The following is an 18,314-nucleotide window of genomic DNA, read 5'->3' as shown; positions in this document are numbered from 1 at the left end:
AGGCGACACCCCGCCCGCCTTCGGGACGAGGTACCGGAGCCTCTGGGGGCTAGACCAAGGAGCGGTACGGTCTAAAAACAGCGACTGATGGTTCCAGAGGGGGACCTGTAGGGACGCGGTCTCCAGCACCGTCCGGGCCGTCCCCGGCTCGCAGGTGCCTACCGGCACGGCCTGCGCCCGCGCGACCGCCGCCAGCGTGAGCAGGAGACACACGGAGGAGCAGAGACGGACGGGCGACATCGGCATCGGGTCTGACACGACATCATAGAGCGACTCTCCACGCGCTGAGCGGGGGCGCTCGGAATGGCCCCAGCGTAGACTCGGGCCATGCCCGCCATTCTCGTCGCCGCCGCCCTGCTGGCGCTCGCCGCGTGCGAGCGCCCTCCCCCACCGCCCGCCCCTTCCACGGAGCCGCCGCGCCTCGTGGCCGCCGACACCGTCGACACGTCCGACGGCGGCGCCGTCGCGCTCGACGCGGCCGAGGCCGCCCGGCTCGTCGCAAGCGACCCGTTGTGGGCTCGCGCCCTGCGCCTCCACTACGACGCGCTCGTCGTTGACGGCCACGTCGACACGCCGACGCTGATGCTCGACCGGAGCTACGACGTCGGCGAGCGGCACGCCGACGACCACCTCGACCTGCCCCGGATGCGCGAGGGCGGGCTCGACGCCGCGTTCTTCTCGATCTACGTCGCCCGCAGCTACGGCGAGGGGCAGGCGGCGACCGACCTGGCGCTCGCGATGATCGACGCGGTCCAGCGCCAGCTCGCGGGCCGCGACGACGCCGCGCTCGTCCGCACCGCCGACGGGATGATTGAGGCGCGGCGCCGGGGGCAGACCGCCATCCTGCTCGGGCTCGAAGGCGGCCACGCCCTCCAGGCCTCGCCCGAGACGTTGCGCCAGCTGGCGGCGAACGGCGTCCGCTACGTGACGCTCACGCACTCGAACACGAACGCCTTCGCCGACGCGGCGACCGACCGGGCGCGCTGGAACGGCCTCAACGAGACCGGCCGCGAACTGGTCGCCGAGATGAACCGGCTGGGCGTCCTCGTCGACCTGTCGCACGTCTCCGACTCCACGTTCTTCGACGCGCTCGCCGTGACGCGAGCCCCGGTGATCCTGAGCCACTCGTCGGCGCGCGCCGTCCACCCGCACGTCCGCAACGCGAGCGACGCGATGCTGGCGGCGCTTGCCGAAAACGGGGGTGTGGCGATGATCAACCTCTACGCCGACTACCTCGGGCCGGGCGCGACGGTCGAGACGGCGCTCGACCACATCGCGCACGCCGTGCGCGTGGCGGGTGCCAACCACGTCGGGCTGGGGAGCGACTTCGACGGCGTCCCGCGCCTGCCCACCGGGCTCGACGACGTGACACGCCTGCCGTGGATCACGCACGGGCTCCTGCGGCGCGGGGTCTCGGACGCCGACGTCCGCAAGATCCTGGGCGGGAATGTCCTCCGCGTGCTGCGCGAGGCCGAGCGGGTGGCCGCCGAGATCCAGGCCGAGGACACCTAGCGGAGCAGCCGCGCCGCGACGGCCGGGTCGCCGCTGTTCGGGGCGGGCGTGATGCCGAGCGCGCCCGCCAGCACGTTGTACACGTCGACGGTCGAGACGGCGCCGATGGCGCCGGTCCGGAGGTGCGGGCCCCGCGCCAGCAGGATGCCGTGCAAGCCGGGCTCGGCGTTGTCGTAGCCGTGCGCGCCGCCCGACGGCCGGTCCGGGTTGCGGTCGAGGTAGGTCTGCGAGGAGGCCGTCCAGCCGGGGTCGACGAGCACGACGACGGGCGGGATGCGGGCGTGGTCCGAGTAGTGCAGCCGGGCGGGCACATCCGCCTTGCGCATCGCGGTCAGGTGCGGGAGCGCCGAGATGTGCGCGATGAGCGCGTCCACGTCGACGCCGGCGTCGGGCCACAGGCCGACGACCTCGCCCCAGTCCACGTCGACGGTTTCGTAGTCGACGGCGTCATCGAGGAGCACGACGCGCTCGCGCGAGACCGGCACCATGCCGTGGTCGCTGACCACGACGATGTCGGTGGCGTCGAGACGGCCGCGCTGGCGCAGGCCGTCGAGCAGGTGCCCGAGCGCCGCGTCGGCCTCCTCGATGGCGGCGGCGGTCTCGGGCGCGTCCGGCCCGTGGCGGTGCCCCGCGTTGTCGACGGCCTCGACGTAGAAGGTGACGAAGCCGGCGCCCTCGTCGAGCCACTCGAGCGCCTGGTCGGCGCGCGCGGCGTAGGGCATCGACCCGTCGTAGGGCAGCCAGCGGCTGGGGCGAACGCCGCCGATCTCGGCCTCGGACCCGGGCCAGAACACGGGCGCCGCCGCCACGCCCTGGCGCTCGGCGGTCACCCAGATCGGCTCGCCCGCCCACCACCGGCCGTCCGCGACCGCTTGGCGGTTCGAGAGCGAGAACCGTGCGGGCTCGCCGTCGACGAGGCGCTCGGGGTCGCGCATCGTGTTGCCAACGATCCCGTGGTCCTCGGGGTGCAGCCCGGTCACCAGCGAGTAGTGGTTGGGGAACGTCTTGGTCGGAAACACGGGCACGAGCCGCTCGGCGCGCGCGCCCTCGGCGACCCAGTCGAAGGCGGGCGTGTCCAAGCCGCGGTCGAGGTAGTCCCAGCGGAACCCGTCGATGGAGACGAGCACGAGCGCGCGGTCTGCCTCTGGTTGCGGGGGCGGGGTGGGCTCGGCGCCGGCGCACCCCGCCAGCGTTTGCCCGACGTACACCGCCAGCAAAAGGGCGAGGGCGGCGAGGAGCGTGGGGCGGGTCGGCATGGCGGTGGGACGGGACGGGCGCGAGCAGGTTGCGACGCAGGAGCGCAGGAGCGCAGGAGCGCAAGGTGAGTCGAGTCCGGGATCAACGCAAGCAGCGCCCTGGAGCCCTGCTGTCGACCGCCCGACACCCTCACCCTGTCCCTCTCCCGAGGGGAGAGGGGACGCCGTAGGCCAGGCTTGCGTTCGCCCTGCTTGCGGAACCGCCCGACGCCTCAACCCCGACCTCCCCTCCCGGACGGGAGGGGCCGGGGGAGGGCGATCGGCACAGTGCCAGCGGTGAGCTTGCACCAGCAGGACGCCTTCAACGGGCCTCTCCCGAGGAGCGAGGGCACGACGCGGAGGGATTGACCGCGGGCGACCGGGGATCCGCAGCAGGGCAGTGACCCTTCCAAGCCCTAATCCCGCGAACTGGAGGTCGGCGGTAGCCAGCGCAGCGAGCCTACTCGAAGTCCGTGTTCAGGCGGTACCGCGCGATCCGGCCGTTGCCGGTGTCGGCGACGTAGACCACGCGCTGGTAGTAGGCGACGCCCTGGGGGTTGTCGAACTGGAGCGGGCCGGCACCCGTGCCGCCGAACGAGGCGCGGACGGGGCGCGTGGAGCCCGAGCCCGGCGGCGGGGCCACGCCCTCGATGCCGTTCGGGTTGAACACGAACAGGCTGTCCTTGCCCGCGTCGAGCACGAACGTGTAGCCCGTCTGGTCGGCCGCATAGGCGAGGCTCGTGGGGCGGACGAACTGGCCCGCCTCGAACAGCGCGCCGTCGCCCGCGTCCGGGTTGCCAGCGGCGCCCAAACGGCCGGAGTCGACGCGGTACTCGGTCCCGTCCGTCGTCTCGACGACGTTGACGGAGACGACGCCGTACGTCGGCGTGGGGAGGCCGGCGGGCGGCGCGAGCGCCAGCATAAAGTTGTCGTTCTGCGAGATCGAGGCCCGTTGCGGGGGACCGACGAAGGTCAGCACGTCGGACGGGTAGTACGCGCTGAGGAGTGACGCGCGGTCGGGCGTGAGCGCGCGGACGTACTGGATGTACTCGCCGGTCGCCGTGTACTGGATGAAGGCGTTGAAGGGGGCGAAGGCCTGGCTCGGCCGGCCCGTTGCCGTCGCGTTGACTGGCCCCCGCCGGGTCACGTACAGGCGGTTGTCGGCGAGCGTGGCGACGCCCGTGAACTCGGCGTCCTCGTCGCTGGCGCCCGTGCTGTAGACGTCGGGCAGTTCGAAGCGCGTAAAGCGGCGGCTGCCGTCGTCGAAGGGATGCCAGAGGATGTCGGCCACGCGCGGCGTGCCCGTCGTCAGGCCCGAAATGCGGTAGACGACGGCCAAGTCGCAGGCCTCCGGGCCGCCCGGCGACGGGCACTCCGCGCCGACCACGGTCGTGTCGCGCCGCGCGGCGACGTAGAGGTCCAGCTTGCGGTCCTGCACGATCGCCGTGATGTCGCGGAGCGGCTGGCCCTCGACGGTGTCGAGCAGGAACTGCGGCCGGCCGGCGAGGTCGAGCACGTGGACGCCCCGGTCGTCGGCGACGTAGACGAACTCGTCGTAGCCGACGTAGACGTCGACCGGGTTCTGAAAGACGCCCCCAAAGCCCTGGGTGTAAAACGGGTTCAGCGGGACGTAGCCGACGTCGTCGACGAGCGTCGGGTCGGTCTGGCCCTGCTCGAAGATCTCGTCGGTGGTCTCGTCCTGCTTCGAGCCGAGCACGGCGTCGCACCCGCTGGCGACGAGCGCGAGCAGGACGAGGGCCGACAGCGGGCGGAGAACGGCGGAGCGGAGCATGGGGGCGGAGTGCAAAAGCGGGGCTGCGGGGCGGGCCGGATCCGGAGTCGTCATCAGAGCTGGACGGAGACGCCGACGCGGTGCGTCGTGCCGAGCCGCTCGAGCTGCTCGAAGCCGTAGTCGGCGCGCAGGCGGCGCGTGCCCAGGCCGGGGACCTCGACGCCGAACCCGAGCGTGGGCAGGACGGCCTCCTCGGCGCCGAAGCGGTAGCCGGCGCGGAGGGACAGGAGCTCGGCCCAGACGTACTCGGCGCCGACGTTGAACCGCTCGGCGTTGTCGTTGGGGTTGGTGAGCTGGCCCGAGACCGTCAGCGCATGGTCGCCGGTGCGCATCACGTCGTAGCCGACGCCCAGCATGAACGTCGTCGGCGGGACGACGTCCTCAAACTGGTCCTCGACGACGACCTCGCCCTCGACCGTCTGGCGCTCGATCTCGCCCGACGCCTGTCCGTTGAGCCCGAAGTTCCGGATCGCGACGCCGATCCGGGCGCCCGTCGTGCCGACGCTGTAGGCGACCCCGAGGTCGATGAGCGGGACGGTCATCGCCACGTCCGCGGCGGCCTCGCGCGCGACCTTCGCCGTGACGCCGTACGAGAACAGGTCGGTCAGCGCCTGGCCGACGGTGACGCCGCCGACCATGCCGATGTAGCGGAACGTCTGGCCCGTCCCGCTCGGGCCCGAGAACTCGGTCGTCACCGCCATGTCGCCCGAGTCGAGCGTCTGGAGGTGGGCGCCGACCGTGAACGCGCCGACGCGCTGGGTGACCGCGGCGTAGTTGAGGTCGACGTCGGCGAAGTACGCGAGCGTGGCGCCGGCGACCTGCGTCCGGGCGCCGCGCGCGGCGAGCGCGGGGTTCCAGAACAGCGCCGAGGCGTCGGTCGCCGTCGCCACGGCGGCCCCGCCGAGCGCCGCGCCGCGCGGGTCGACGGGCACCTCGAGAAACTGGAAGCCAGCCGTGCCCGCCCGGTCCTCGCCATACGCGGGCAGGAGCTGGGCGGAGGCGCCAGAGGTGGCGCTCGCGAGGAGCACCAGCAGCAGGCCAAGGCGGAGGAGCGTTGTGGGCATGGTCAGAGTGTTGCGTGTTCCGTATTGCGTATCCGCGCCGCGAGGCACGCAACACGCAACACGCAATACGATCAGAACTTGTAGCTCAGCCCGAACACGATGTGCCGGGGGGCCAGGAAGCGGGCCGGGTTGAAGGGCGGGACGCCCGACGAGTTGGGGTCCTCGTAGCGGGGGTCGCGCAGGAAGCCCGGCACGTCGTAGCGGGCGTCGCCGCGGAGCGACTCGAGGTAGGCGCGGGGGTCCTGGCCCTCGGGCACCTCGATCTCCGGGTAGGCCTCGCCCGTCACCGGGTTGATGATCACGCTGTTCCGCTGGTTGAACAGGTTCTCGACCTCGAGCGACAGGTTGAGATCGCTGGCGCCGAGGCCCAGCTTGCGCTCGACCCGGAGGTCGAAGTACCACCACGGCTTGCCGACTTCGGAAAAGCGGAGCGCGGGGTCGTCGACGGTCTCGTAGATCGGGCGCCAGTCGCGCTCGCCGGTGAACGGGTTGACCTCGTTGCCCAAAAACTCGACCGGCGTGTAGCGCTGGCCGCTGCGGAACGTCGTCTGCAGGAAGACGCGGTAGCGGTTGAGGCCGGGGATCCCGAGGAGGGGCGTGTCGGCGTCGCGGCGGAACGTGCCCGAGATCTTGAGGTCGAGCGGGCGGTCCCACGCGAGCGGCGTCTCGAACGTGTTGTCCGTGTTGCCGTCCTGGATGAGGTCCTGGAGCGCGTCGTTGTTGGTCGACGACAGGCCCGTCGCCCGCGAGTAGCTGCCGGAGAACTGGCCGATAAACCAGTCCGAGACGCGCTTGGTGTAGCTCACCTCGACGCCGCGGACGCGCGCGAAGTCGCCGTTGACACGGAGCGCGCGCGAGGTCTCACGGCCCGTCGCATCCGCGATCGAGACCGAGGCCACGGTGATAAAGTCGAACTTGTCGCGCCAGAACGCGGTCACGTTGAGCGCGTCGTTCGCCGTGATCTGGTTGCGGACGCCCAGCTCGTAGGCGATGTCGATCTCGGGGTCGAGCGTCGGGTTGCCGAGGTCGGAGAAGAACGAGCGGTCCTGGTAGAACGGGTCGAGGTTCGTGTAGACGTAGGTCGGGTGCGGCAGGCGCATCGAGTGGCCGTAGCTGAAGAACAGCACCTGGTTGTCGCGAATCGGGAAGCTGACGTTGAGCTTCGGCAGGAGCCGCGCCTTCCAGCGCAGCCCGAACAGCGAGGTCGTCTCGTCGAGGTACTGCTCGCGGAGCGCGACGGGGATCGTGAACGCGGAGTCGGCGACCAGGTCGTCGACGTACTTGCCGGCCGCCCAGCCCTCGAAGCGGGCGCCGACGCTCGCGATGAGCCCGTTGTAGCGGAACCGGTGCGTCGAGTACAGCGACGCGCGGCGCGGCTTGACGCGCCAGATGTCCGACGACTGGCCCAGGCGGTTCGACTGCGTGAACGTCCCGTCGGGCAGCTGGATCGGGGCGCCGACCCAGGGCCGCGAGATGTCGATCCACTGGTAGTCGTTGAGCGTCACCTCGCCGCCGGCCGTCAGTTCGTAGGCCTCGGACGCGGTGAAGTGGGTGAACTCGCCCCGGGCCGTGACCTGCTCGGCGAAGTGGTCGTGCCAGTCGGTCGCGACGCCGCCGTTGTTGAAGAAGCCCGGGCCGGGGAGCACGAAGAGCGCCGTGTCGGCGGGGACGTTCGTGGGGTCGCCGAAGACGGAGCCGGGGAAGCCGGGGATCGAGAACGGGTCGAGCTCGGAGTCGACGTTGTCGGGGCGCCAGTCGCGGCCGTTGGCATCCGCGCGAAGCCGCGTGAACAGGCGCGAGACCTGGAGCTCGTAGATCGACTGGCGGCCGACGGCGTGCGTGAACAGCAGGTACGCGAGGTTGGCGTCCTGGGTGTACGTGTTGGCCTGGTCGGGCTGGAGCGCGAAGTTGTACTGGAAGCCCGGCGCGACGACGGCGTCGTTGCCCGTGATCCGCAGCATCCGCGTGTTCTGGTTAACCGCCAGCGACCGCTGGTAGCTGCCGACGAGCTTCATCCCGCCGCGCGGCAGGAAGACCAGCTTGCCGAGCCCGTTCCACCGGTTGCCCCGGCGCGGCGCCCACACGTCGCCGTCGACGATGGAGCTGTTGACCTGGCCCGGGACGGAGGAGAACGACGAGTCGGGCGTCGTGAGCGTCCGCTCGAAGCCGTCGCCGAAGGTGCCCTGGCCGGACGCGAAGAAGCGGATCTTGCCCGGCCAGATCGGCCCGGCGATCGACGCCTCGATGTTGTCCTCGTTGAACGACGAGCCCCAGTCGCCGCCGAAGTCGTCGCGCTGGATGGAGGCGGCGGCCTCGAACGAGTCGGTCCCCTCGCGCGTGCGGATCGAGACCACGCCCGACGTCGCGTCGCCCACGCTCGCGTCGGCACCGGTCGTGACGACCTCGACCTCGCGGAGCGCGTTCGCGCCCAAGTCGAGCCCGAAGCCCGTGCCCGCGAGCGGGTCCTTGGCGCTGACGCCGTCGACGACGTAGCCGGTCTCGGTCGCGCGGCCGCCGCGGATGTAGAGGCCCGTGGGGTCCTGCGTCACGCCGGCCTGGTTCGAGATCACGTCCTGCACGTCGCGGACGGGCCGGGCGTCGATCTGCTCCTCGGAGATCGTGTACGCGCTCTCGGCGCGCTCGACATCGATCAGCGGCGCCTCGCCGATGACCACAACCTCGTTCTCGGACCCGAGCAACGCCTCCTCCATTTCGACGTCGAGCTGGGTCGTCTGCCCGTTCTGGACGTTGATGCCGGTGAACTCCTTGGTCGCGTAGCCGACGTACGAGACGCGGACGGTGTAGTCGCCCGCGCGCAGCCCCTCGATGCGGTAGTTGCCGTCGAGGTCGCTGGCCGCGCCGCGCGTGGTGCCGAGCACGAAAATGCTGGCGTTGATGATGGGGAACCCGCTGTCGGGGTCGACGACGGTGCCGGCGATGGCGCCCTGGGCGGCGGCCGGGCCGCTGGCGGCGAGCGCCAGCAGGACGAGCGCGAGCGCGCCGAGACGGGAGAGGGTCATAAGGGAGGTCGGCATCAGCGCGTGGCGAGGCGGCCGGAGCCCGTCGGGAAGTCGAGGCCGTCGAGCATCATCGCGAGCGCGGCGACGACGCCGTTCCGGCCGTCGTCGGCGACGAACAGCGGGTTGGGCCCGGCGAAGAGCGGGAGCGCGAAGAGCGCCGAGCGCCGGTCGGCGCGGATCGAGGCGACGACCTCGGGCCCGGTCCAGGTGTCGGTCGGCACGTTGTTCTCGTAGAACGACATCCGGTACAGCGGGATGTCGTCGGGCCCGACGGCGTACGGCAGCGCGCTCGTGATCAGGCGGTCGGCACGGAGGGTCGGCAGCGGCTGGCCGACGCCGGGGACGGGCTCCTGGGGCCGGACGAGCGTGCCCGCGTTCGCGCGGAGCGAGCGGACGCCGTCGGGGAACGTGATCAAGTCGCCGAGCGGCAGGATGTCGATGGCCGCGTTGGCGGTCCCGCCCACGTCCGTGCCCTGGGGCAGCGTGACCGGGACCTGGACCATGATCCGGCCGCCGTTCTCGAAGAAGAGGTCCATCACGCTCGCCGCGCGCGGCAGGTTATTGCCGACCGACGTGTTGGTGACCGCGCTCGAGACCCAGTAGATCCGGTCCCACAGCGCGACGACCTGGCGCAGCGTCGGGTCGGGCGTCGTCGGGAGGGCCGCCGAGAACTGGGGCGCCGCGGCCGTCAGCGGCGTGCCCGACAGGTCCCACTCGTCGTACGAGGCCGTCCCCTGCGCGGCGAGCGCGTCGCGAGCGATGCCGAGCACGGGGCCCGGCGCGCCCTGCCGGACGTCGTTGACGAGCAGCACGTCGCTCGTCACGCGGCGGACGAAGAGCACGCCGGTCGGGGCCCCGTCGACGTCGAGCGCGGGGTAGCGGACGGTCGCGCTGAAGGCCTCGGCGGCGTCGACGGCGCGGAGGTAGACCACGTTGTCGGCGTCGAGGTGCAGGCCGGGCAGCGTCTGGCCGGTATTGCGGAAGGCGCGGCCCGAAAACACGCGCGCGTCCGTCGTGCTCGCGCGGGGGTCGGCGGCGACGAGCGACACGAACGTCACGTCGGGGTCGAGGCGGACGAACGCCGTGGTGTCGTTGAGCGCGATCTCGATGCCCGACAGGTTGCCCTCGCCGTCGATGTCGTTGGCGGCGAGGGAGAACGAGATCACGGGCCACGTCGAGTCCGGCGGGGCCTCGGCGCCGACGAGCCGCAGCGTCGGGTTGGAGTTGACGATCGGGAAGACCGTCCGGGCGGGCGTCGGGTCGAGCGCGCCCTGGTCGTCGACGGCGCGGACCTCGACGACGACGTCCGCGGTCGAGGCGCCGGCGGGGATCTCGAGCCGGATCGTCGAGTCGCGGCGCGTCGTGCGGGCCCACCCCGTCTCGGCGGCCGGCGGGGCGTCGACCTGGAAGGAGCGGACGTCGTACGCCGTCACCACACCGTCGGGGTCGGTGCCGGACCACGCGACGTCGACCGTCGAGATCAGGCGGCGCGTGCCGAGGTCCTCGCGGAGGTCGGTCGAGCGGACCGACAGCTCGGTCTCGGGGGCCGCGTTGCCGTCGGCGGCGCCGTCGAACCCGGCGTCGCAGGCGGCGAGGGCGACCAGCGCCAGCGCGAGCGGCGCGAGCCGCCACACGGGCGTCGAGGAGAACCGGCCCTCACCCTGTCCCTCTCCCGTGGGGAGAGAGGACGGCGTAGGACACCCAGAGGTCGATCGAGTCACGGGGGCGGGGAGCATCGAAGAGAAAGGACCGGCCGGCGCTGTTACACGCCGGCCGGCCGGCAAGCAGGGGTCCGTGTTACCGGACGACGGCCATCCGCGCCGTGGCCACGTCGCCGTCGGCGACGAGGCGGAGCACGTAGACGCCCGAGGCCAAGCCCGAGAGGTCGGCGCTGACGTCGTGGCTGCCGGCGGTGCGGGCGCCGTCGGCCAGCGTCATCACCTGGCGGCCCGTCGTGTCGAACACGCGGAGCGACACGTCGGCGGTCGTCGCGAGCGCGAAGCGGACGCGGGCGGTGCCGGCGGCCGGGTTCGGGAAGGCGCCCACGATGCGGACGGCGCCCGTCGCCAGGTCGCCCTCGCGCGAGACCGGGCCGAGCACGATCGCGTCGGCGTCGACCAGCGCGATCTTGGTGTTGCCGAACGAGGTGGTGAGGTACCCCTCGACCGTGACCTCCTGGCCGACCACCACGTCGCCGTTGATCCCGGCCACCTCGGCGGCCGTGTCGTCCACGCGGAGCTCGTCCTCGCCGTCGCTCGCGATCGCGAACTCGCCGAAGTTGTTCGGCGCATCCGGGTTGACGTCCGCGATGGAGGCGTTCTCGACGCGCACCAGGATGCCCTCGTGCTGCTCGGCCGCGGCCGCGCCGTCGTCGCCGCTGAACAGCCCGGTGGTGACCACCTTGGCCGCGTACGGCTCGCCGGAGCCCGTCACCGTGAAGTCGACGTCGGTCAACTGGGTCGCGCCGCTGAACTCGGTCACCCGCGCCGACGTGATCGTGATCCGATCGCCGACCGTCAGGCCCGGGTCCTCCGACGTGCCGAAGTCGATCAGCACGCCCGAGAACGGGCCGAGCGACGGGTCGTCCTGGATGGTGGCCTGGAAGCGCGGCGTCGAGTTGGACGACGCGTAGGCCGTCTGCACGACCGCGTCGAGGTCGAACGCGACGGCCTCGCGCGTCGTGACGCCGCTGTCGCCTTCGCCGCCGTCGACGGTCGCCTGGACCTGGAAGATGGAGTCGATGGCGCCCTCCACGACCAGTCTCGTGATGGCGTCCGTGGGCAGGCTGGCGCTGTTCTGGCTGTCGGTCGCCGTGACCGAGAACGTCACGAAGTCGCCGGCGACCAGGCCGGGGATGGTGCCCTCGTAGACGTCGCCCGACGTGTTCGTCAGGTCGACGGTGCCCGTGGCGCCGCTCGACACGGAGTAGGTCAGCTGGGCGCTCGCGATCGTGTTGCCCGGCGTGCCCGGCACGATGGTCGTCGTCACCACGAAGTCGCCCGGCCGGGTCAGCCCGAGGTCGTCGACGGCCACGATCGGCGCCGCGAAGGCGATCTCGAAGTCGGACTCCTCGAACGGGTTGACGACGAAGTTGGCGCCGCGCGGGACGGCGTAGTTGAAGTTGCCGTCGTCGCCCTGGAAGCTCAGGAAGCCCTGGACGTTGACGATGCCTGAGGCGGGCGCCACGAAGGGCTCGTCGATGCAGTCCGGGGCGGAGCCGGCCGTCGGGAAGTACTCCGGGCCGCGGTCGTTCCGGAAGCAGACCGAGGTGTCGTAGGTGTTGATCTGGGCGTCCTCGCCAGGCGTCGAGAGGAGGAGGTTGGGGCGGTCCCCGTCGTTGACGCCCTGGAGAAGCTCGATCTCCTCGAAGCGGACGAACTGGCCGTTGAACTCCTCGTAGCGGGCCCAGTCGATCTGCGACTTGATCTCGCCGTCGACGTTGAATGTGTTGTGGACATCGCCGGAGGTCACGACGACCGGCTGCATGAGCGGGTCTTCGGGGCCGTAGACGGTGCCCGTGGCCGTGGCGCTCTCGACCGCGAGCTGGCTCGACGAGCCCCCGCTGCCGGTGAACACCTGGACCTCGCCGCAGATGACGAGCTCGTCACCGGGGAAGAAGGCCTGGAGCGTGCCCGAGCCCGAGAAGTCGATGACCTGGGTGCCCATGCCCTCGACGCCGTCGCTAGCCGCAGCCACGTCGCGCATGAAGGTGTGGACGCCGCCGGGGATGCCCTGACCGTTGAGGCTGCGGATGCCCGACTTGAACGGGTCCGTGAGCAGGACGGCCGTGAACTGGACGCGCTCGCCCAACAGGGCCGGCGCCGTGAGCGCCTGGATGTCGGCGATCTCCAGGCTCGCGCCGCCAGCCACGAGGGCGTCGACGTTGCCGGCCGGGAGCATGTTGATGTCACGGATCGTGACGTCCTGGAAGTCGGTGCCGGCCGTGCCGGTGCACTGGGCGGCCGCCGGGGCGGCGAGCGCCAGCACGGCGGCGAAGACGGCGAGAGTAGAGAGTCGCATGGTGTGGGGGAGGTGTGAGAAGACGTCGGGGGGACGACGGCGCCGGGGCGCCTAGCGAAGGATGACGAACTTGCCGGTCTGGATGTCGCCGGAGTCGAGGTCCTGGACCGAGAAGAGGTACAGGCCGGACGAGATGCGGAGCGCGTTGTCGGACAGGATGTCCCAGGCGTGCGTGCCGCCGGCCACCTCGCGCTCGCCCGCGGCAAAGTCGTTGAACCAGCGGATGTCGCCGGTGTAGGTGGCGGCGTCGTGGTCGAGCTCGGTGACGATCTCGCCGGCCAACGTGTAGACGCGGATCTGGCAGCGCGCCGGCAGGCCCGTGAAGTACAGCTTGCGCTGGGTCGCCAGTGGCCCGTCCCACGCCGCGCGGACGCGGTACGGGTTGGGGAAGACGCCGACGGTCGGCGCACTTCCGGGCGCCGGGCCGGGGAAGACGCGGACGGCGTTCGAGACGACCGACGACTCGAGCGAGCGCAGGCCCGACACGTCGTCGCCGGCGTCGAAGGCGGTCACGGAGAAGGCGTACTGGAACCCGTCGAGCAGGCCGTCGGCCACGAAGCGGTACTCGTACGTGGCCGCGTCGCCGGGGAAGGTCGCGGGCGTGTCGAGGCGGATGGCCTCGAAGCCGTTGTTGAAGCCGACGTCGTTGCCCGGGCGGTCGTACTGGGCGATGAGCCCGGCCTCGCCGAGCACGTTCCCGTCGCGGTCGTCGCCGGGGTCGGAGCGGTAGATGCGGTAGCCCTCGAAGTCCTGCCGCCCGGTGACGGGGTCGACGGAGCCCTCGGCGGCGGCGTCCCAGTACAAGACGGCCGCGCCCTCCTCGAGCTCGACGCGCAACAGGGGCGACGACGGCGGCGACGGAATCAAAAAGCGGTCGAGCACGCCGTTGCCGTTGAGGTCCTCGCCCGCGTCGAGCCGGCCGTTGTAGTTGGCGTCCTCGCCGGCATACGTCTCCTGCGCCCAGAACACGTTGTTGCGGAGCTGGGCGCGCGAGGCCTCGGTGTCGGCCTGCCGGCCGGCCGGGACCGTCTGGAACTCGTCGGGCTTGAGGGCGGCGACGAGCGCGAACGTGGCCGTGACGCTCTTGCCCGGCGCCAGCGACGGGAACGGGCCGACGGAGCTCAGCCCGATCCAGTTGCCCTGGGCGACGCGCCCGGCGGTCTGGAGCTGGCCCTCGCCCGAGCCGTCGCCGTAGAAGGCATCGCGGGCGGCGAGGTACTCGGCTTGCGAGTCGAAGCCCGCCGGGGCCGGGAAGGGCTGCTGCATCCGCTCGTAGCGCTCGAGGTCGTCGGCCGGGCGCGAGAGGCCGGGTGTGGGGTCGCTGAAGAGCCAGAAGCGCGGGTTGAAGACCGGCGACGCGAGCCCGAGGCCGGCGTACTCGTCGGCCACGAACGGGTGGAAAAAGCGCGTCGCGGCCGACCGCCCGCCGCCGCCCGCGTCCTCCCACTCCGCGCCCAGGAAGGCGACCGAGCCGTACGTGTTGAGGCTCTCCTCGACGCCGCCCGCGTTGAAGGCGTAGCTCACGAACTGGCTGTCGGTCGCCGCCTCCAGGAGCGCGCCGGTGTCGGCGTCGTAGCGGGGGTAGCCGAAGACGCCGCGCGCGCCCTTGTTGAAGAACGCGCCGCCGCCCTCGGTCGTCGTGACCACGTTGCGGACGACCAAGTCGTCCCAGATCCCGACCCAGACGTCGTCGATGGGCTGGCTGGAGGTGTTCGTGATCTTGTACTCGACGATCACGAAGTACTCCGTGAACGGGAAGCTCCAGGCGTACGACCGCTGCTCGACGGTCAGCCCCAGCTTGTTCTGGACGTCGGGCTGCGGCGTGTTCGTGCCGGGCAGGACGGCCGCCGTGTCGGAGTAGACCGTCAGGAAGTCCTGCTGGCTCGTCGCGAAGGGCGAGAAAAAGGGGCTCGTCGCCAGCGACGACTGCCGCGTGAAGACGGCCTCGGGCGCGAACTCGAAGCCCGCCGCGCCAGGCGTGTACCCGCCGCCGGTCGTGACGGCGCCCGTGCGGACCGTGATGACGCCGTCGGCGCGGCGGCCGCCGACCCACAGGCCGGCCTCGAAGAGGTGCTCGACGCCGGACCCGAGCGGGTACTCGAACGACGGGAGCCCGGCGGGGTCGTTGCGGACGCCGGGGCGGCCCAGCGTCCCCACGTTCGTCTGGGACAGGCCCGTGTCGCCGACGTCGGTGGCGACGCGCTCGAAGGGCTGAGCGCTGGCGGGCGCCAGCAGGGCGCAGGAGGCCAGGAGCACGGCCGCGAACGCGGCCCGCAGGATCGTCATGGAACGTGGAGTCGGTGGGTGCCGCCAGGCGGCCGGACACCGGAATGTATCCAGACCTCCGCCGGACGCTAGGGAGCCCGGGTGAAGTGAGGGCACGGGTGCGGCCTGTGTGCGGGGCGGATCGGGATGCCCTGGCCCAACCCGTTAAAACGAGTGCGGCCCCGCCCTCTCCGGAGAGGGCGGGGCCGCACGGCCTGGTCGCGTCGGTCGGGCGCTAGAAGTTGTAGCGCAGGCCGAGCTGCATCCGCCAGCGCGAGGCGAAGTCGCTGACCTCCGCGACCGTCTCGGGCGTCTCGAACTCCAGGATCTGACGGCCGTCGGCGTCGTAGCCCCGGAAGTCGACCAGGTCGAACCGGTCGCCGACCGTCTCGACGTCGCCGAGGTCGGAGCCGAGCAGGTCGAAGACGTTCTGGATGTCGAGCGTGATCTCGACGTTCTGGCCCGTCAGCGTCTCGATGCTCTGGGCGATACGGGCGTCGAGGAAGTGGAGCCAGGGCGCGCGCGTCGAGTTCCGCTCGAAGATCTGGCCCCGCTGGCGGCGGAGGTCCTCGTTCGCCTCGATAAAGGCGTCGAACGCGGCGTAGTCCTCGTCGCTCATCACCACCTCGCTCCGGTCGTTCGGGACGTAGATGAGGTCGGCCCGGTCGAAGCCGTCGCCGTTGAGGTCGTCGCCCCGGAAGTAGACGTACGAGAACGGGCGGCCGGCCTGGCCGTCGTAGATCAGCGAGAGCGTCGTCGCGAACCGGTCGGCGTAGCTCAGGCGATACGAGGCCGTCGCGAGCACGCGGTGGGCCACCTCGAAGTTCGAGGTCGTCGTCGGCGGGTCGTTGACGTCGAGCCCGATCGTGAGGTCGCGGACGTTCGAGCGCGCCTGACTGGAGGTCACGGAGTTGATGTCCTTGACCTCGCCGAACGTGTAGCTCAGGCTGGTGCCGAGCGCGGGCATGGCGCCCGTGCCGAGCGGCTTCTGGAGCTGGGCCGTCGCGTTGATGGCGTAGCCGCGGTCCGTGTTCGTGAGCACGATCACGTCCTGGTAGTCGTTCGAGATCGCGGCGCGGCGCTGGGCGTTGCGGCCGTCGACCGTGGTCGGGTCGAGCACGAACGGCTCGCGGTTGAGGCTCTTCCACTGGACGCCGTCGACGACGTCGGTGTAGAGGAGCTCGCCCGTGGCGACGAAGCCGCCCGGGAGCTGCTGGTCGACGGCGAGGTTCGAGCGCCAGACGGTCGGCGACTTAAAGTCGGGGTCCGTCAGGTTGATCTCGGCCGAGCCCTCGGCGAAGCCGAAGTCAGCGGCGGTGTACTGGTTGGCCGGGTCGGTCCGGAAGCCGCCAGCGGCCGCGATGTCGTTGGCGCTGAAGACCGCGACGCCGCCCAGCAGCGTGCCGTCGTTGGAGAACGAGTTCGAGATCCAGACGGCCGGGTTGGAGCCGTTGAACAGGCCCGTGCCGCCGCGGACCTGGGTCGCGGTCTCCGGCAAGGAGTAGTTGAACCCGAAGCGCGGCTGGAAGACCGGGTTGCCGTTGGGCACCTCGGTGTTGTCGAACCCGAACAGGCTCTCGAACGAGGCGCCGTTGCTGGCGGCGTACGCCTGCGACGGCTGGTCGAAGTAGTTCGCCATGTCGACCCGCAAGCCGGCCGTCAGCTTGAGGTTCTCGATGCCGGACCACTCGTCCTGAGCGTAGAGGCTGAAGTTGGCGTACGCGAAGTCGGCGAGCGGCCGGTCCTCGCCCGGGATCGCCGAGTAGTTCCGCTCGTAGCGCGAGGGCCGTGCGTTGCGGAAGTCCTCGAGGTTGTTGAAGCGGTAGTACCCGTAGAAGTTGCGGATGAACAGGTTCGAGAACTGCGAGAACGTGTTCTGCGTGCCGACCGTCACGACGTGGTCGCCCACGAAGTAGTTGAAGTCGTTGGCGATCTCGAGCACGTCGGCGTCGATGTTGTTGGCGCCGCGGAACTGGTCCGGGCCGGCGACGATCGTCGAGCGGCCGTCGGTGTTGAGACCGCGGATCTCGATGGACGGGAACGCCGGGAACTCCAGCACGGAGGGCTGGCGGTTCGTCTGGAGCGAGGCGCGGAACAGGTTGGCCATGTTCTGGCCCAGGATGCTCTTGAGCTCGACGACGGACGAGGTGTTCGTGTTCTGGCGCGTGTAGAGCCGGTCCTCCAGGGTGTAGAAGGAGCCGCTGCGCGAGATGCCGTCGTCCTTGCGGCCCTGGACGTAGTTGAACCGGGCCGTGAGCTTGTTGGCGGCGCTCAGGTTGTAGTCGAGCCGGCCGAAGACCTTGGTCGAGGTCGTGGCGGCGTCGAAGGCGCCGAGGTCGCCCGTCTCGCGGCCGTACTGCGACGACAGGATGCTCTGGATCTCCTGGGCGGCGGCCACGTCGTTGAACGTGGCGACGATCGGCTCGTTGGTGTCGCCGATCTCGACGCTGCCGAAGAAGAACAGCTTGTCACGCAGGATCGGCCCACCGAGGCGGCCGCCGTACGTCACGTCGGTAAAGTCGCCGAAGGCCTCGCCGTCGACGTCGGAGCCGACCAGGTCCTGGTTGCGGCCGAGCCCGTAGACCGAGCCCGTGAAGGCGTTCGTGCCCGAGCGCGTGATGACGTTGATGTTGCCGCCGGTGAAGCCACCCTGCGTCACGTCGTACGGCGCGATCGCCACGCGGAACTCGCTGACGGCGTCGAGCGAGATCGGCTGCGTGCCGGACGAGCCGCCCGGCGAGCCGGAGCTCTCGAGCCCGAAGGCGTCGTTGAGCGCCGCGCCGTCGACCTGGATGTTGTTGTAGCGGCTGGCGGTGCCGCCGACCGACGAGCCGGCCTCGCTGCCCGTCCCGACCTGCGAGAACTGGGGCGTGAGCCGCGTGAAGTCGGTCAGGCTGCGCGAGATCGTCGGGAGCCGCTCGATCTCCTCCTCGGAGACGTTCGTGCCCGTGCCGATGTTGGACGACGAGATGATCGCGTTCGACTGCCCGACGACGACGGCCTCGCCGATCGTCGCGTTCTCGGGCGTCAGCTGGACGTCGACCTGCTGGTTCTCGCTCAGCTCCAGGACGATGTCCGTGATCTGGACCGTCGTGTAGCCGACGAACGAGACGGTGAGCGTGTAGGGGCCGCCCACGCGGAGGTTGCGCAGGTTGTACTGGCCGTCGGCGCGCGTCGAGATGCCGTAGCGCGTGCCCGAGGGCTCGTGGACGGCCAGGACGGAGGCGGCGGGCAGGCCGACGCCGGCGTCGTCGACGACGGTGCCGTTGATGGCGGCCGTCGTGACGCCCTGGGCAGAGGCGGTGGGGGTGCCGGCGAACAGCGCGAGCGCCGCGAGGGCGAGGCTGAGCCGGCGGAGCGTAGAGGTACGCATGGAGGATCGGGGGGGGGCGGAAGACTCGGCGCC

Annotated in this window: 9 protein-coding genes; 1 reads left to right on the top strand and 8 read right to left on the bottom strand. The window is 71.2% G+C overall.

The annotated features are described in order from the left end of the window. The first annotated feature begins 327 nt into the window (after positions 1-327). The gene (locus tag ACLIRP_RS02320; RefSeq protein WP_412062345.1) at positions 328-1,512 is read left to right on the top strand and encodes a dipeptidase; all 1,185 of its coding nucleotides are present in this window, start codon (positions 328-330) and stop codon (positions 1,510-1,512) included. On the opposite strand, the gene ACLIRP_RS02315 is transcribed toward ACLIRP_RS02320, so the two are convergent. The 8 genes from ACLIRP_RS02315 to ACLIRP_RS02280 all read right to left on the bottom strand — a co-directional run bounded on the left by ACLIRP_RS02315 (position 1,509) and on the right by ACLIRP_RS02280 (position 18,281). Continuing rightward, on the bottom strand, positions 1,509-2,768 hold the full coding sequence (locus tag ACLIRP_RS02315; protein ID WP_412062344.1) for a nucleotide pyrophosphatase/phosphodiesterase family protein: 1,260 nt from the start codon (positions 2,766-2,768) through the stop codon (positions 1,509-1,511). The two genes, ACLIRP_RS02320 and ACLIRP_RS02315, sit on opposite strands and share 4 nt — an antisense overlap. A 439-nt stretch (positions 2,769-3,207) precedes the next feature. Beyond that, positions 3,208-4,539 (bottom strand): hypothetical protein, encoded by a 1,332-nt coding sequence (locus ACLIRP_RS02310; RefSeq protein ID WP_412062343.1) that lies wholly within the window; start codon positions 4,537-4,539, stop codon positions 3,208-3,210. Positions 4,540-4,592: 53 nt separating this feature from the next. After that, the gene (locus ACLIRP_RS02305; RefSeq protein WP_412062342.1) at positions 4,593-5,603 is read right to left on the bottom strand and encodes a PorV/PorQ family protein; all 1,011 of its coding nucleotides are present in this window, start codon (positions 5,601-5,603) and stop codon (positions 4,593-4,595) included. 71 nt (positions 5,604-5,674) lie between these two features. Continuing rightward, positions 5,675-8,623 (bottom strand): TonB-dependent receptor, encoded by a 2,949-nt coding sequence (locus tag ACLIRP_RS02300; protein ID WP_412062341.1) that lies wholly within the window; start codon positions 8,621-8,623, stop codon positions 5,675-5,677. Between the two features lie 14 nt (positions 8,624-8,637). After that, the gene (locus tag ACLIRP_RS02295) at positions 8,638-10,257 is read right to left on the bottom strand and encodes a hypothetical protein (protein WP_412062340.1); all 1,620 of its coding nucleotides are present in this window, start codon (positions 10,255-10,257) and stop codon (positions 8,638-8,640) included. A 163-nt stretch (positions 10,258-10,420) separates the two neighbouring features. After that, complete coding sequence (locus ACLIRP_RS02290) at positions 10,421-12,643, bottom strand: T9SS type A sorting domain-containing protein (RefSeq protein WP_412062339.1); 2,223 nt, start codon at positions 12,641-12,643, stop codon at positions 10,421-10,423. Positions 12,644-12,694: 51 nt separating this feature from the next. Continuing rightward, entirely contained in the window at positions 12,695-14,929 is a 2,235-nt protein-coding gene (locus tag ACLIRP_RS02285; RefSeq protein WP_412062338.1) for a hypothetical protein, read from the bottom strand. A 214-nt stretch (positions 14,930-15,143) separates the two neighbouring features. After that, positions 15,144-18,281 carry a carboxypeptidase regulatory-like domain-containing protein gene (locus ACLIRP_RS02280; protein ID WP_412062337.1) on the bottom strand — a complete coding sequence of 1,046 codons (3,138 nt, stop codon included), beginning with the start codon at positions 18,279-18,281 and terminating at the stop codon, positions 15,144-15,146. Between the last annotated feature and the right edge of the window lie 33 nt (positions 18,282-18,314).

The sequence above is a fragment of the Rubrivirga halophila genome (assembly GCF_046845755.1).
Lineage (GTDB): Bacteria > Bacteroidota > Rhodothermia > Rhodothermales > Rubricoccaceae > Rubrivirga.
The sequence above is the reverse complement of the archived record's forward strand: the minus strand, read 5'-3'. Positions and strand labels throughout refer to the sequence as shown.

Coding starts and splice junctions, on each gene's coding strand:
- ACLIRP_RS02320 (WP_412062345.1), top strand. CDS start 328: ATGCCCGCCATTCTCGTCGCCGCCGCCCTGCTGGCGCTCGCCGCGTGC.
- ACLIRP_RS02310 (WP_412062343.1), bottom strand. CDS start 4,539: ATGCTCCGCTCCGCCGTTCTCCGCCCGCTGTCGGCCCTCGTCCTGCTC.
- ACLIRP_RS02315 (WP_412062344.1), bottom strand. CDS start 2,768: ATGCCGACCCGCCCCACGCTCCTCGCCGCCCTCGCCCTTTTGCTGGCG.
- ACLIRP_RS02280 (WP_412062337.1), bottom strand. CDS start 18,281: ATGCGTACCTCTACGCTCCGCCGGCTCAGCCTCGCCCTCGCGGCGCTC.
- ACLIRP_RS02300 (WP_412062341.1), bottom strand. CDS start 8,623: ATGACCCTCTCCCGTCTCGGCGCGCTCGCGCTCGTCCTGCTGGCGCTC.
- ACLIRP_RS02290 (WP_412062339.1), bottom strand. CDS start 12,643: ATGCGACTCTCTACTCTCGCCGTCTTCGCCGCCGTGCTGGCGCTCGCC.
- ACLIRP_RS02285 (WP_412062338.1), bottom strand. CDS start 14,929: ATGACGATCCTGCGGGCCGCGTTCGCGGCCGTGCTCCTGGCCTCCTGC.
- ACLIRP_RS02305 (WP_412062342.1), bottom strand. CDS start 5,603: ATGCCCACAACGCTCCTCCGCCTTGGCCTGCTGCTGGTGCTCCTCGCG.